The 14,128-nt window shown below is 74.0% G+C and carries 14 protein-coding genes; 7 read left to right on the top strand and 7 right to left on the bottom strand.

The window, feature by feature from the left end; genetic code table 11:
• Positions 1 to 352 precede the first annotated feature (352 nt).
• A complete protein-coding gene (locus tag ACIP5W_RS20140; RefSeq protein WP_401474962.1) occupies positions 353 to 1,084 on the bottom strand; it encodes a VIT1/CCC1 transporter family protein in 732 nt (243 codons plus the stop codon).
• A gap of 294 nt (positions 1,085 to 1,378) precedes the next feature.
• Here ACIP5W_RS20140 and ACIP5W_RS20135 point away from each other — a divergent pair, with 294 nt between their 5' ends.
• The 7 genes from ACIP5W_RS20135 to ACIP5W_RS20105 all read left to right on the top strand — a co-directional run bounded on the left by ACIP5W_RS20135 (position 1,379) and on the right by ACIP5W_RS20105 (position 8,752).
• Positions 1,379 to 2,383 (top strand): ADP-ribosylglycohydrolase family protein, encoded by a 1,005-nt coding sequence (locus ACIP5W_RS20135; RefSeq protein WP_401474959.1) that lies wholly within the window; start codon positions 1,379 to 1,381, stop codon positions 2,381 to 2,383.
• A gap of 317 nt (positions 2,384 to 2,700) precedes the next feature.
• Positions 2,701 to 3,957, top strand: coding sequence for an ADP-ribosylglycohydrolase family protein (locus ACIP5W_RS20130; RefSeq protein WP_401475056.1), 1,257 nt, complete (start codon positions 2,701 to 2,703; stop codon positions 3,955 to 3,957).
• 8 nt (positions 3,958 to 3,965) lie between these two features.
• Complete coding sequence (locus ACIP5W_RS20125; protein WP_401474956.1) at positions 3,966 to 5,183, top strand: ADP-ribosylglycohydrolase family protein; 1,218 nt, start codon at positions 3,966 to 3,968, stop codon at positions 5,181 to 5,183.
• Entirely contained in the window at positions 5,183 to 6,553 is a 1,371-nt protein-coding gene (locus tag ACIP5W_RS20120; RefSeq protein ID WP_401474953.1) for an ADP-ribosylglycohydrolase family protein, read from the top strand. Before ACIP5W_RS20125 ends, ACIP5W_RS20120 begins: the two co-directional genes overlap by 1 nt.
• Positions 6,550 to 6,711: a hypothetical protein gene (locus ACIP5W_RS20115; protein WP_401474950.1), complete on the top strand. Its 162-nt coding sequence runs from the start codon at positions 6,550 to 6,552 to the stop codon at positions 6,709 to 6,711. Before ACIP5W_RS20120 ends, ACIP5W_RS20115 begins: the two co-directional genes overlap by 4 nt.
• On the top strand, positions 6,708 to 7,934 hold the full coding sequence (locus ACIP5W_RS20110; RefSeq protein WP_401474947.1) for a CaiB/BaiF CoA transferase family protein: 1,227 nt from the start codon (positions 6,708 to 6,710) through the stop codon (positions 7,932 to 7,934). Before ACIP5W_RS20115 ends, ACIP5W_RS20110 begins: the two co-directional genes overlap by 4 nt.
• Positions 7,931 to 8,752: an HpcH/HpaI aldolase/citrate lyase family protein gene (locus tag ACIP5W_RS20105; RefSeq protein WP_401474944.1), complete on the top strand. Its 822-nt coding sequence runs from the start codon at positions 7,931 to 7,933 to the stop codon at positions 8,750 to 8,752. The genes ACIP5W_RS20110 and ACIP5W_RS20105 overlap by 4 nt, the downstream gene beginning before the upstream one ends.
• Positions 8,753 to 8,815: 63 nt before the next feature.
• Here ACIP5W_RS20105 and lgt read toward each other — a convergent pair whose 3' ends face one another.
• The 6 genes from lgt to trpC all read right to left on the bottom strand — a co-directional run bounded on the left by lgt (position 8,816) and on the right by trpC (position 14,073).
• Positions 8,816 to 9,829, bottom strand: a complete 1,014-nt coding sequence (gene lgt, locus ACIP5W_RS20100) for a prolipoprotein diacylglyceryl transferase (protein ID WP_401474941.1) — start codon at positions 9,827 to 9,829, stop codon at positions 8,816 to 8,818.
• Between the two features lie 82 nt (positions 9,830 to 9,911).
• Entirely contained in the window at positions 9,912 to 10,685 is a 774-nt protein-coding gene (locus ACIP5W_RS20095; RefSeq protein ID WP_401474938.1) for a thioredoxin domain-containing protein, read from the bottom strand.
• Positions 10,686 to 10,823: 138 nt separating this feature from the next.
• Positions 10,824 to 11,660: a tryptophan synthase subunit alpha gene (trpA, locus tag ACIP5W_RS20090; RefSeq protein WP_401474935.1), complete on the bottom strand. Its 837-nt coding sequence runs from the start codon at positions 11,658 to 11,660 to the stop codon at positions 10,824 to 10,826.
• Positions 11,657 to 12,940 (bottom strand): tryptophan synthase subunit beta, encoded by a 1,284-nt coding sequence (gene trpB, locus ACIP5W_RS20085; RefSeq protein ID WP_401474932.1) that lies wholly within the window; start codon positions 12,938 to 12,940, stop codon positions 11,657 to 11,659. The genes trpA and trpB overlap by 4 nt, the downstream gene beginning before the upstream one ends.
• Before the next feature lie 64 nt (positions 12,941 to 13,004).
• On the bottom strand, positions 13,005 to 13,244 hold the full coding sequence (gene trpM / locus ACIP5W_RS20080) for a tryptophan biosynthesis modulator TrpM (RefSeq protein WP_401474929.1): 240 nt from the start codon (positions 13,242 to 13,244) through the stop codon (positions 13,005 to 13,007).
• A 19-nt stretch (positions 13,245 to 13,263) separates the two neighbouring features.
• The gene (gene trpC / locus ACIP5W_RS20075; protein WP_401474926.1) at positions 13,264 to 14,073 is read right to left on the bottom strand and encodes an indole-3-glycerol phosphate synthase TrpC; all 810 of its coding nucleotides are present in this window, start codon (positions 14,071 to 14,073) and stop codon (positions 13,264 to 13,266) included.
• Positions 14,074 to 14,128: the final 55 nt, after the last annotated feature.

Raw genomic sequence — 14,128 nt, 5'->3', positions numbered from 1 at the left:
TGCTGGCGAAGGGACGACGTTGGCCCTCTGCGTAAGTGCAAAATTTCGTGCAGGTTACATGATGGAGCGGTTCTCGGGAACCGGATACTCCGTTCCAGCATGCGGACGCCGTGGGGGTGGCGGCGGGGTGCCGCACGAGCGGCTGAAAATGTATGGGGGGACTTGACCGGACACCATCGGTCGGACCGGTGTCCGTCGGTCCGCGGGGGCGGAGGGGGCGTCGTAACCCACTCCGCGGGTGCACCGAAGGCGTCATTGCCCACAGCGCTTACGGCTCATGCCCGGTGGTTAAGCGCGCGAAACCAGCGAGTAACGGCTACTTATACGGCCCATCGCATAAGTAGCATCCGATCTATCCTACGGCCGTTCCGAAGAAACCGCCCAGGGCGTACGTCACACCGGCCGCCGCACCACCGAGGGCGAGCTGCCGCAGCCCGCTGTACCACCAGGTCCGCGCGGTCACCCTGGCCACCACCGCACCGCACAGGAACAGCCCGAGCAGTGCGAGCAGGAGGGCCGGCCAGAGCACGGTCGCGCCCAGCAGATAGGGCAGGACGGGCAGCAGGGCGCCCAGCGCGAAGGCTCCGAAGCTGGAGACGGCGGCGACCAGTGGCGAGGGCAGGTCGAAGGGGTCGACGCCCAGTTCCTCGCGGGCGTGTATCTCCAGGGCCTGCTCGGGGTCGCGCGACAGCTGCGAGGCGACCTGCCGGGCTAGCTCCGGTTCGACGCCGCGGGACTCGTAGAGCGCGGCCAGCTCGGCCTCCTCGTCCTTCGGGTGCTTTTTCAGCTCGCGCCGCTCGACGTCGAGTTCGGCCTCGACGAGTTCGCGCTGCGAGGCGACGGAGGTGTACTCGCCGGCGGCCATCGAGAAGGCACCGGCGGCGAGACCCGCGAGCCCGGCGAGCACGACGGTCTGCCGCTCGGCCGCCCCGCCGGCGACACCGGCCATCAGGGCGAGGTTGGAGACGAGGCCGTCCATCGCGCCGAAGACGGCCGGCCGCAGCCAGCCGCCGTTCACGTCCCGGTGGGTGTGGTTGTCCCGGTGCGCCTCGTGCAGCGCCGCCTCGGTCTCGATGAGAGCCATGCCGATCTCCAGACGTACGTCTCCGCGCCGCCCGGCGTGACCCCCGGACAGCCCTCTTTGGACTCATTCCATATTTTGACAACGCTGAGAATACGCTCGCCCTTCCCTCCCCGCCAGCAAGGAAAGGCTCCGCTAACCTGCGGCTTTACCGTTTGCCGCTCATTCGATCGGGAGTGCGCACAGATGTCGACCGGGTGACATGACGGCTCGGGAGGCTCAGGTCAACCGCCGACGGTGGGACACATCCGCAAAGGGCTCCGCACCCGTGCGCGGCCCCCGGAGGGAAGGCCCCGTATGGCATCGATCGCCTGCATGCCCCCGGTCCCGGCGCCGGAGGACGCCACCGGCCTCCGCGACCGGGCCCGCGGCGCACTGCTCGGCCTGGCCGTGGGAGACGCCCTCGGCGCACCGGCCGAGAACCTCAAGCCGTCCGAGATCCGCGCCCGCTGGGGCCGGGTCACGGGTTACGTCACCGACCACCCGGCCGGCACCGACGACACCGAGTACGCGATCTTCTCGGGCCTCCTGCTGGCGCGGCACGGCTCCGCGCTGACCCCCGCCGACGTGGAAGCGGCCTGGCACCGGTGGATCACCGACCGCCACGAGGGCCCCTTCCGCGGAGCGGGCTTCAGTGAACGCGGCACCCTGGAGAACCTCCGCCGGGGCCTGGCCGCCCCCGTCTCCGCCCAGCACCGGCACGCCTGGAGTGACGGCCTCGCGATGCGCGCCGCCCCCTTCGGCGTCTTCGCCGCGGGCCGCCCGGCCGAGGCCGCCCGCCTGGTCGCCGTCGACGGCTCGGTCAGCCACGACGGCGAGGGCATCTACGGCGGCCAGGCGGTCGCGGCGGGCGTCGCGGCCGCGATGGCGGGAGCACCGACGGTCGCCGTGGTCGCCGCCGCCCTGGCCGTGATCCCCGACGACTCCTGGACGGCCCGCTCCCTGCGCCGCGCGGTCGCGGTCGCCCACCGCGGCGAACGCGCCGTCCGCTCCGCCGTCGTCATCGGCGGCTACCCCTGGACCGACCTGGCCCCCGAGGCGGTCGCCCTCGCCTTCGGCGCGTACGCGGCGGCCGACGGCGACTTCGCCCGGGCCGTCCTCACGGCCGTCAACATGGGCCGCGACGCCGACACGACGGCCGCGGTGGCGGGCGCCCTGGCCGGCGCCGGCCAGGGCGTCTCGGCGATCCCCCCGGACTGGGCGGCCGCCATCGGCCCGGCCCGCGGCAGCTGCCTCCCGTCGGTCTGCGGCCACCACGTCCTGGACGTGGCCGACCTCCTGACTCCGGCGGCCACCTCATGAGGCCGCCGGGCCCGTGGGACGAGGGTGCGGCGGGCTCGTGGGACGAGGGTGCGGCGGGCGGCCCGGTGGCCCTGGCGCCGCCCGTGGACGCCGCCGCCACGAACGGCACGACCACGGCGGAACCGCCCGCACCCGCGACCACCGACGCGGTGGACATCACCGGCCGCACCATCACGGCGGAGCCGCCCGCACCCGCCGCCGACGGCGAAGCCGCCACGCCCCGCACCACCCCGACGAGGCCGACCGGGCCCGCGACCACCGACGGCAGCGGCAGCATCGATGCCGACACCGACACCACGGACGCCGCGGACGCCACGATCACGGCGGAGCCGGGCGCACGCGCGGCCGCCGGCGGCGGGGACCTCCCGCTGGGGCCACCCGCACCCGACGGCGACGCCCGCACGGGCGGTACGGGTGGGAGACGCTTCCCGGCCGAGGGCGAAGCCGAGGCCGGACCGGCCCCTCGCCGGACCGAGGGCCTCCTGCTCGGCCTCGCCGCGGGCGACGCCGCCGGCTGGCCCGCCGCCCGTCACCGCGCCGCCCGCATGCCGGAGTGGACCCGCCGCCTCACCCGCGAACTGGACACCTTCGCCGAGCAGAACGCGACGACGACCCTCCCCGTCCCCATCGCCCTGAACCAGTCCCCCGAGCCCCTCCGCCTGGGTCCCTCCGACGACGCCGAGTGGGCGGCCTTCGCCGCGGAGGCGGTCCTGCGGGCGGGTGACGACACCGTCCTCGGCGACCTCAGCCGCCAGCGCCGTATGCGCGCCGCCATCGATCTCACCTGGAACGCCGTCGCCAGCGAGGTCGCGGCGGCGGCGGAGCGCGCGCCCGAGGTGGAGTCGGCCGTGCTCCCCCTGCGCGCCCGTATCTCGGTCCGGGCGGGCCTCGGCAACCTGGCCACCGGCCTGCGCCCGCCCGCCACCGGCCACGACAACCCGCACTACTTCGACGACGCGGCCTGCATCCGCGCCTGCGTGCTGGCGGTGGCCCACCCCGGCGACCCCCGACTCGCCGCCGAACTGGCCGAGTTCGACGCCCGCTACACGCAGGACGGCGACGGCGTGCACGGCGCCCGCGCGATGGCGGCGGCCCTCTCCCTGGCCCTGGCCGGCGCGGACACCGGGGCCTGTGTGGCCGCGGCGCTCGCCGAACTGCCCGAGGGGACGGAGATCGGCCGCAACGCCCGTCACGCGCTCACCCTCGCACGGGCCTCGGAGAGCACGTTCGCGCTGGTGCCGCTGCTGGAACACCAGATCGTCGACCACGTCTACAGCTACGGCGTCGCCGCCGCCGAGACCGTCCCGGTCGCCCTCGCCCTGGCCGTCGCGTCGGGCGGGCGGATCGCGGAGGCCGTACCGGCGGCGGCCTGTCTGTCGCGGGTCGCGGACTCCGCCCCCGCGCTCGCGGGCGCGCTGACCGGGGCGCTGGGCGGTGCCGCGTCGGTCCCGGCGACCTGGCGCGCCGCCTGCCGCACCCTCTCCGGCTGCGTCCTGCCCCGCCTCACCGGCACGGACCTGGTGGAACTCGCCGAACTGCTGGAAGCCGCGCAACCGGCCGCACCAGGAGGATGATTCGGCCCATGACACCCAAAACAGAAGAAAGCGGCGGCAGGTCCGGGGAAACCCTCGAGCGGCAGTCCCCGACGAGGCGGACCCCGGGAGGCGCAAGGCTGGAGGAACGCGTCACGGGAGCCCTCGTCGGCGCGGCCGTCGGCGACGCCCTCGGCGGCCCGGTGGAGGGCTACTCCCCCGACCAGATCCGCCGGCGCCACGGCGGCCGCGTGCACGGCGTCGTCGGCCCCTGGAACGGCGACGACTGGCGCACGGCCCGCCCCATCGCGCCGTACCACAAGGGCGACGGCCACGTCACCGACGACACCTTGATGACCCACGCGCTGATCAGGGTCTACACCACGGTCCGCGACCACCTCGACGCGTACGCGCTCGCCGGCCACCTGGTCCCCGACCTGATGACGAACCCCCGCTGGATCCCGGAACTGGAGGCCGAGGCGCTCCCCCTGCAGCGCGTCTTCCTGGCGGAGAAGTGGCTGGTCGCCAGACTCCACTACGGCCATGTCGACCCGCGCGAGGCGGGCGTCGGCAACATCGTCAACTGCGGTGCGGCGATGTACATGGCCCCGGTGGGGCTGGTCAACGCGGCCGACCCGGCGGCCGCCTACGCCGAGGCGATCGACCTGGCGGGCGCCCACCAGTCGTCGTACGGCCGTGAGGCGGCGGGCGTCCTCGCGGCGGCGGTGGCCGCGGCCTGCGCACCCGGCGCGACACCCGACTCGGTGGTGACGGCGTGCCTGTCCCTGGCCAAGGACGGCACCCGGACCGCGATCGAGCGGGTCTGCGAAGTGGCCTCCCGCCACCAGGACTTCGAGTCGGCGCTGGTCCCGCTGCGGCAGGCGGTGGCGCCGTACGACACCGTCGGCCCCGACTACCGGCAGCCCTCCCTGGCCGCCCGCCGCCCCTCCCGTGTGCACGCCGTCGAGGAACTCCCCGTCGCCCTGGGCATGATGGTGGTGGCCGGCGGCGACTACCGCCACGCCGTGCTGGGCGCGGTGAACTACGGCCGCGACTGCGACTCGATCGCGACGATGGCCGGCGCGGTGACCGGCGCCCTCGGTTCCCCCGTGCCGGACGAGTGGTCGAAGCGGGTCGCAAAGGCCAGCCGCCTGGACCTGTGGTCGCCGGCGACCGCCCTCGCCGAGGTCGCCCGGGAGATCTTCGACAAGGACGTCCAGCGCCGCCGGGCGCACGAGCGGGCGTTCGCCGCCCTCGGAGGCCGGTGATGCTCCGCCTGACCTGGGTCCAGCCCGAGGACCTCGTCGGCCACGAACTGCGGCAGGCGGCCCAGGACGGCCGCGAGCCCTCGGCGGTCGCGGCCCGCTGGCGGGCGGCGGGCGGCTGGGAGGCCCCGGAGCGAGCCGGCGCGTCCCCCCGGCGCGCGTCGCGCTACCTGCGCCTCCTGGCGGAGGACCTGCTGGACGAACTGGCGGACCTGCCGAGCGCCTTGGCACAGGACGAGCCGGAGGACCTCCCGGGCATCAGGGCCGCCTGTCCGGCGTGGCCTGCCGATCCCGCGGGCGGGCGCGGCCCGGTTCCCGCCCCGGCCGGCCTGGAAGCCGCCTGGCTGGGCCGGGCGGCGGGCTGTCTCCTGGGCAAACCCGTGGAGAAGCTCCCCCTCGACGCCATCCGCGCCCTGGCCGGCGCCACCGGCAACTGGCCCCTCACCACCTACTTCACGGCCCGGGGCGTCCCGCCCGCCCTGCTGGAGGCGCACCCCTGGAACCGCCGCTCGGCGCACACCTCCCTCGCCGAGAACATCGACGGCATGCCCGAGGACGACGACCTCAACTACCCCCTGCTCAACCTGCTCCTGCTCCGGCGGCACGGCCGGGCCTTCACCACCGCCGACGTGGCACGCCTGTGGCTGGACGAGCTCCCCGCCGGGCGCACCTTCACGGCCGAACGCGTCGCCTACCGCAACCTCCTCTGCGGCGTAGAACCCCCGCACACCGCCCGCCGGCGCAACCCCTTCCGCGAGTGGATCGGCGCGCTGATCCGCGCCGACGTCCACGGCTGGACCAACCCCGGGGACCCGGCCGCCGCCGCCGAGCAGGCGTACCGCGACGCCACCCTCACCCACACCGCGAACGGCGTCTACGCGGCGATGTTCACGGCGGCCACCGTCGCCGCCGCCGCGACGGGCGGGCACGACGTCCACGCCTGCCTGCGCACCGGCCTCGCCGTGGTCCCGCCCCGCTCCCGCCTGTCCCGGGCCGTCACCCACGCGATCGGACTCGCCCACGAGCACGCCGACTTCGACACGGTCGTGGACGAACTCCACGCCGTGCACGGCACGACCCACCACTGGGTCCACGCCGTCCCCAACACCGCCCTGATCGCAGCCGCCCTCACCCACGCCGACGGCGACTTCACCGGCTCCGTCTGCCGTGCCGTGTCCGGCGGCCTGGACACCGACTCCGACGGAGCCACCGCCGGCGGCGTCGCCGCGCTGCTCGCCGGCGACCCGGCCGCCCTCCCCGACCGCTGGACGGCCCCGCTCAAGAACCGCCTGGCCACCTCCGTCGCCGACTTCGACGGCACCGGATTCGACACCCTCGCCCACCTCACCCACCGGGAGGCTGCACGCCCATGACCGACATCGTCGTGCCCGGCAGCACGCACACGGACCTCGTCGCCCACGCCGAGAAGGCCCCGCAGCGCGGGGAGACCGTGCCGGGACGGGACTTCCGTCCGGACGCCTCCGCGTCGGTGCCGCACCGCTCCGAGACCGAGGAGCGGCACACGTCATGACCGGACCGAGCAACGCCCGCACCGCCACCGGGACGGGCGCCGCGCCCCTCACCGGTCTGCGCGTCCTGGACCTGGCCACCCTCTTCGCCGGGCCCCTCGCCGCCACCATGCTCGGTGACTTCGGCGCGGAGGTCGTCAAGGTCGAGCACCCGTCGAAACCCGACCCGTCCCGGGGCCACGGCCCCTCCAAGAACGGCGTCGGCCTGTGGTGGAAAATCCTCGGCCGCAACAAGCGCACCATCACCCTGGACCTGTCCAGGCCCGGCGGCCGCGCCACCCTGCTCCGCCTCGCCGCCACCGCCGACGTGATCATCGAGAACTTCCGCCCCGGCACCCTGGAGAAGTGGGACCTCGGCTGGGAGGAACTGTCGGCGGCCAACCCCCGGCTGGTCCTCACCCGCGTGACCGGCTTCGGCCAGTTCGGCCCGTACGCCCACCGCCCCGGCTTCGGCACCCTCGCCGAGGCGATGAGCGGCTTCGCCGCCATCACCGGCGAACCCGACGCGCCCCCGACCCTGCCGCCGTTCGGCCTCGCCGACTCCATCGCGGCGCTCGCCACGTCGTACGCCGTCATGACGGCCCTCGCCGCCCGCGACCGCACGGGCGAGGGCCAGGTCGTCGACATGGCGATCATCGAACCGATCCTGACCGTCCTCGGCCCGCAGCCCCTCTGGTACGACCAGCTCGGATACGTCCAGGAGCGCACCGGGAACCGCTCCGCGAACAACGCCCCGCGCAACACCTACCGCACCGCCGACGGCACCTGGGTCGCCGTGTCCACGTCGGCCCAGTCGGTGGCGGAGCGGGTGATGCGGCTGGTCGGCCGCCCCGACCTGATCGACGAGCCCTGGTTCGCGACGGGCGCCGGACGGGCCGCCCACGCCGACGTCCTCGACACGGCGGTCGGCACCTGGATCGCCGCCCGCGCCCGCGCCGACGTCCTCGCCGCCTTCGAGAAGGCGGAAGCGGCCGTCGCCCCGGTCCAGGACGTACGGGACGTGCTGACCGACCCCCAGTACCAGGCCCTGGACACCGTCACCACGGTCGACGATCCCGAACTGGGCCCGATCCGCATGCAGAACGTCCTCTTCCGTCTCTCCTCCACCCCCGGCGCGATCCGCTGGACCGGACGCCCGCACGGCGCGGACACCGAGGCGGTCCTCACCGAACTGGGCCTCACCCCGGCCGACCTGGAGGCCCTGCGGACGGAGGGCGCCCTGTGACCTTCCCGCTCACCTGGCTGTACGTCCCAGGCGACCGCCCGCACGTCGTCGCCAAGGCCCTTGGCTGCGGGGCGGACGTCGTCGTGATCGACCTGGAGGACGCGGTAGCCCCCGACCGCAAGGAGTACGCCCGCGAGGCCACCGCCGAGCTGCTCTCCGAGGAACAGCCGGTCCCGGTCCACGTCCGGGTCAACGCCCTGGACGGCCCCCTCGCCGACCCCGATCTCCGGGCGGTGGCGGCCCTCCCCGGCGTCCGCGGCCTCCGCCTGCCCAAGGTGACCTCGCCCGCCCAGATCACCCGGGTCGCCGGCCGGGTCGCGGAGCACGGCACGCGCCCGCTCTACGCACTCCTGGAAACGGCCCTCGGCGTCGAACACGCCTACGCCATCGCCGCCGCCCACCCCGACCTGCGCGGCATCTCCCTGGGCGAGTCCGACCTGCGGGCCGACCTCGGCGTACGGGCGGACGCGGGCCTCGACTGGTCCCGCTCCCGGGTGATCGTCGCCGCGCGGGCGGCGGGCCTGGCCCCGCCGCCGCAGTCGGTCCACCCCGACATCCGCGACCTCGAAGGCCTGGCGTCCTCCTGCGCGCACGGTCGCAGCCTGGGCTTCCTGGGCCGGTCGGCGATCCATCCCCGCCAGCTCCCGATCATCGAACGGGCCTACCTGCCCACGCAGCGGGAGATCGAGGAAGCGGAGACGATCGTGAAGGCGGCAGCGGCCGAGCCGGGCGCCCAGGCGCTGCCGGACGGCCGGTTCATCGACGCGGCGGTGGTGGCGACGGCCCGGCGGACGCTGTCGCTGGCCCGTCGCACCTGAGCCGTCGCACACGACGAGGGCGCCCGGAGATCCCGGGCGCCCTCGTCGTCGTGGAAGTCGCCGTCAGCTCTTCTTGCCCGCCGAGCCGGACTCGGCGGCGTCCTTCGCCCGGTCCCCCGCCTCGTCCTTGCTGTCCTGGTCCTTGCCGTCCTCGTCGGCCTTCGCCCCGGCCTCGGCGTCGTCGCCGTCCTCCGTGGACCCGGCCTTCGCCTCGGCCTCGGCCTCGGCTCCGGAGGCGGCCTCACCGCCGGTGGGGTCGTCCGCGCCCGGTTCCACCACGGCCTCCCGTCCCGGCCGCTTCCTGGCCGAGATCACGAGGTACACCACGGCCAGCAGGAACACGACGAGCGCGGTCCAGTTGTTCAGCCGCAGACCGAGAATGTGGTGGGCGTCGTCGACGCGCATGTACTCGATCCAGAAGCGGCCGGCGCAGTACGCGGCGACGTACAGGGCGAACGCCCGTCCGTGACCCAGCTCGAAGCGGCGGTCCGCCCAGATGACGAGGAGGGCGACGCCGACGCACCACAGCGACTCGTACAGGAACGTCGGGTGGTAGTAGCCCGGCACCCGGCCGTCCACGGAGGACGTGATGTGCAGGGCCCACGGCAGGTCGGTCTCCTTGCCGTACAGCTCCTGGTTGAACCAGTTGCCCCAGCGGCCCATCGCCTGCGCGAGGGCGATGCCCGGCGCGATGGCGTCGGCGTACGCGGGCAGCGGGATGCCCCGGCGGCGACAGCCGATCCAGGCGCCCACCGCGCCGAGCGCGATCGCGCCCCAGATGCCGAGGCCGCCCTCCCAGATCTTGAAGGCGTCCACCCAGTCGCGGCCCTCGCTGAAATACAGCTCGTAGTCCGTGATCACGTGGTAGAGCCGGCCGCCGACCAGGCCGAAGGGCACGGCCCAGACGGCGATGTCGGCCACCGTGCCGGCCCGCCCGCCCCGGGCGATCCAGCGCTTGTTGCCGAGCCAGACGGCGACGAAGACACCGATGATGATGCAGAAGGCATAGCCGCGCAGCGGAATGGGGCCGAGGTGGATCACCCCGCGCGACGGGCTGGGAATGTAGGCAAGTTCCATGGCAGGGTCGACGCTACCGTGCCGGGCCGGGCCCACGGCGGGCAGCCCGGCTACGGCTCCATAACGGGCCGGTGAGCGGGGCTCACCCCTGGTCGGCGTCCTCCACCATCTTCTTCAGCTTGGCCGGCGTCATCGTCTGGTCCTGGTAGATGTTCTTGCCGTTGAACAGGACGGTCGGGGTGCCGGTGAAACCGCCGGTGCGGAAGGCCTGGTTGGACTTCTCGACCCAGCCGTCGTGGGTGCCCTTCCCCACGCAGGTGCGGAAGGCGGGGGTGTCGAGGCCGTCGACCTTGCCGGCGAGCTCGAGGAGCTTGTCGTCGTCGGCGAAGGCGTCGTCGGTCTCCTCCGGCTGGTTCACGTACAGCACGTCGTGGTAGGCGGGGAACTTGCCGGCGTCCTGCGCGCAGGCCGCGGCGTTGGCCGCGGTACGGGACCCGCTGCCGCCCATGTTGCCGTCGATGATGGTGGCCAGGTGGTACTCCACCTTCAGCTTTCCGGCATCGGTCAGCTCATGGATCGTCGAACGGTAGGTGTCCTCGAAGGACTTGCAGGCCGGGCAGCGGAAGTCCTCCCACACGGTGAGCGTGGACTTCGCGCTCTCCTTTCCGACCGGGATCGCGAGGGCGTCCTTGCCCTGCGCGCCCGAGGGCGCCACGACCGGGCCCGCACTGTCGCCGTCGTCCTTGCCGGCGTTCGCCGCGACGATGCCGATGACCGCGGCCAGGCCCAGTACACAGACGACGCTCGCGGCGACGATCAGCGTCCGCCGCCGTCGCTCCGCGGCCTTCTGCCTGTTCCGCTCGACCGCCAGCCGCTCCCGGGCGGTGCGCTTCCTGTCACGATTCTTCTCGCTCACACCCCGGAAACGAACCGGGGAGGCGCCCAGCGCCTCCCCGGTCCCAGGTCCACCCGTTCGAGTGACCGGTTCCTCCCGTGCCCGACGTGCTCCGCTCGGCCGTGCCGACACCCGGCCGCGTGCGGTGCCCGTCCCGTTCTAGGCCCGGCCGCGCACGCCCTTCGCCAGCTCGCCCGCGAGTTCGCGCACGGCCGCGACACCGGCCGCCTCGTCCGGGGCGTCGAGCATCCGCTTGACGAAGGCCGAGCCGACGATCACCCCGTCGGCGAAGCCGGCGACCTCGGCGGCCTGCCGGGGGTCGGACACCCCGAGGCCCACACAGACGGGCAGTTCGGTGCCGGTCGCGCGGGTGCGCTCGACCAGGGTCCGGGCCTGCGTGCCCACCGACTCGCGGGTGCCGGTGACCCCCATCAGCGAGGCGGCGTAGACGAATCCGCTGCCCGCCTCGGTGATCGTGGCGAGCCGCTCGTCCTGGCTGCTGGGCGCCACGACGAAGACCGTCGCGAGGCCGTGCTTCTCGGCGTGCTCCCTCCACAGCGCCGACTCCTGCACGGGCAGGTCGGGCAGGATGCAGCCCGCCCCGCCCGCCTCGGCCAGTTCGGCGGTGAAGCGCTCGACGCCGTAGCGGTCGACGGGGTTCCAGTACGTCATCACGAGGACCGGCTTGCCGGTGGCCCCGGTCGCCTCCCGGACGGTGCGCATGACGTCCGCGATCCGTACGCCGCCGCGCAGGGCGATGTCGTCGGCGGTCTGGATGACCGGGCCGTCGAGGACGGGGTCGCTGTGCGGCAGACCCACCTCGACGACGTCGGCGCCGCCGTCCAGAACGGCCTTGATCGCCTCGATGCCGCCGTCGACCGTCGGGAACCCGGCCGGCAGGTAGGCGATGAGCGCGGCACGTCCCTCGGCCTTGGCGGCGGCGAGGGTGTCCGCCAGCAGTTCGCCCCTCTTGCTGTTCGATGCAGCGCCGCTCACTTGGCGTCCCCCTCGATCTCGGCGGAGTCGGCCGCGTCGGCGGCGACCTCGGCGTCGGTGTCGTACAGGCCGAAGTAGCGGGCGGCCGTGTCCATGTCCTTGTCACCGCGGCCGGAGAGGTTGACGACGATCAGCCCGTCCTCGCCCAACTCCCTGCCGACCTCCAGGGCGCTGGCCAGCGCGTGCGCGCTCTCGATGGCCGGGATGATGCCCTCGGTGCGCGACAGCAGGCGCAGCGCCTGCATGGCCGCGTCGTCGGTGACCGCGCGGTACTCGCCGCGGCCGCTGTCCTTGAGGTAGGAGTGCTCGGGGCCGATGCCCGGGTAGTCCAGGCCGGCCGAGATCGAGTACGGCTCGGTGATCTGGCCCTCGTCGTCCTGGAGGACGTAGGAGCGGGAGCCGTGCAGGATGCCGGGCTCGCCTGCGGTGAGGGTGGCGGCGTGCTCGCCGGTCTCGACGCCGTGCCCGGCCGGCTCGCAGCCGATGAGGCGTACGTCCGTGTCCGGGATGAAGGCGTGGAAGAGGCCGATGGCGTTGGAACCGCCGCCGACGCAGGCGACGGCCGCGTCGGGCAGGCGTCCGGTGCGCTCCAGGATCTGGCGGCGGGCCTCGACGCCGATGACGCGGTGGAAGTCGCGGACCATCGCCGGGAAGGGGTGCGGTCCGGCGACCGTGCCGAACAGGTAGTGGGTGCGGTCGACGTTGGCCACCCAGTCGCGGAAGGCCTCGTTGATGGCGTCCTTCAGCGTGCGGCTGCCGGACTTCACCGCGACAACCTCGGCGCCGAGCATGCGCATCCGGGCCACGTTGAGGGCCTGCCGCTGCGTGTCGATCTCGCCCATGTAGATGGTGCACTCGAGGCCGAACAGCGCGCAGGCGGTGGCGGTGGCGACGCCGTGCTGGCCGGCGCCGGTCTCCGCGATGACGCGCGTCTTGCCCATGCGCCTGGTGAGCAGCGCCTGGCCGAGCACGTTGTTGATCTTGTGGGAGCCGGTGTGGTTGAGGTCCTCGCGCTTGAGGAACACCCGGGCGCCACCGGCGTGTTCGGCGAACCGCCGCACCTCGGTGAGGGAGCTGGGCCGGCCGGTGTAGTTGACGAGCAGGTCGTCGAGCTCGCGGGCGAACTCGGGGTCGTGCTTGGCCTTGTCGTACTCGACGGCGACCTCGTCCACGGCGGCGACCAGGGCCTCCGGGATGAACTTGCCGCCGAAGGCGCCGAAGTAGCCTTCGGCGGTGGGGACCCGGCCCTCGGGGTCGGGAACGAAGAACTCGCTGGGCATGCGGAAACCTCACGGTGAGTTGGGGAGAAACCGATCGCCGTGGGGCGGAGCTGGTCCGACGACCTCAGGCCGGGTGTGGCCGGTCGCGCCAGGACGGCAAAGCCGCGTGGACGGACACTGCGCTGCGCCCCTGGGGGGCGCGCTGCCATCGGCGTCCGTTCACCTGGCCCGGCTCGTCTCCGATGACGTACCGCACCCTGCGGCCGTGCACCCTGCGGGCGGGCGCGCGGCAGCCACGGGGGCGGCAGCCGCGCGCGAGGCGGGCGTACCGGTCCGGGGCCGTGAGGGTGATCGGGAGCGTCATCGTGCCCAGCCTAGCGGGGTCAGCCCCGGCCGTGCCGCAGTGCGGGGTGTTCGCCCGCCGCCACCAGGTCGGCGACCGCCGTCTTCGGGTCGCGGCCGGTGACGAGGGACTCGCCGACCAGGACCGCGTCGGCGCCGGCGTTGGCGTAGGCGATCAGGTCGTGCGGGCCCCGGACGCCGGACTCGGCGATCTTGACGAGGTGGTCCGGGATCTCGGGGGCGACCCGCTCGAACGTGCTCCGGTCGACCTCGAGGGTCTTGAGGTTGCGGGCGTTGACACCGATCAGCTTGGCGCCCGCGTCCACGGCGCGCTCGACCTCGTCCTCGTCGTGCACCTCGACGAGCGGGGTGAGGCCGATGGAGACGGCGCGCTCGATCAGCGACTCCAGGGCCGGCTGGTCGAGGGCGGCGACGATCAGCAGGGCGAGGTCGGCGCCGTACGCGCGGGCCTCCCACAGCTGGTACGACGTGACGATGAAGTCCTTGCGCAGCACCGGGATGTCGACGCGGGCGCGGACCGCTTCGAGGTCGGCGAGCGAGCCGCCGAAGCGGCGTTCCTCGGTGAGGACGGAGATGACCGCGGCGCCGCCCGCCTCGTAGTCGGCGGCGAGGCCCGCCGGGTCGGCGATCGCGGCCAGCGCGCCCTTGGAGGGGCTGGAGCGCTTGACCTCGCAGATCACCTTGACGCCGTCGCCCTTGAGCGCGGCGACCCCGTCCTTGGCCGCGGGGGCCTTGGCGGCGCGCTCCTTGAGCTCGTCGAGGCTGACGCGCGCCTGCCGCTCCGCGAGGTCGGCACGGACTCCGTCGATGATCTCGTCGAGCACACTCACGCGAGCGGCCCCCTTCCAGACGGTTGCGGTTCCAGCGACCAGAGGAGATGGATGG

It is taken from the genome of Streptomyces sp. NPDC088766 (genome assembly GCF_044750845.1).
In the GTDB taxonomy this organism is placed as follows: Bacteria; Actinomycetota; Actinomycetes; order Streptomycetales; family Streptomycetaceae; genus Streptomyces.
Note: the sequence above shows the minus strand (reverse complement) of the source record. Positions and strands in the feature narration are given on the sequence as shown.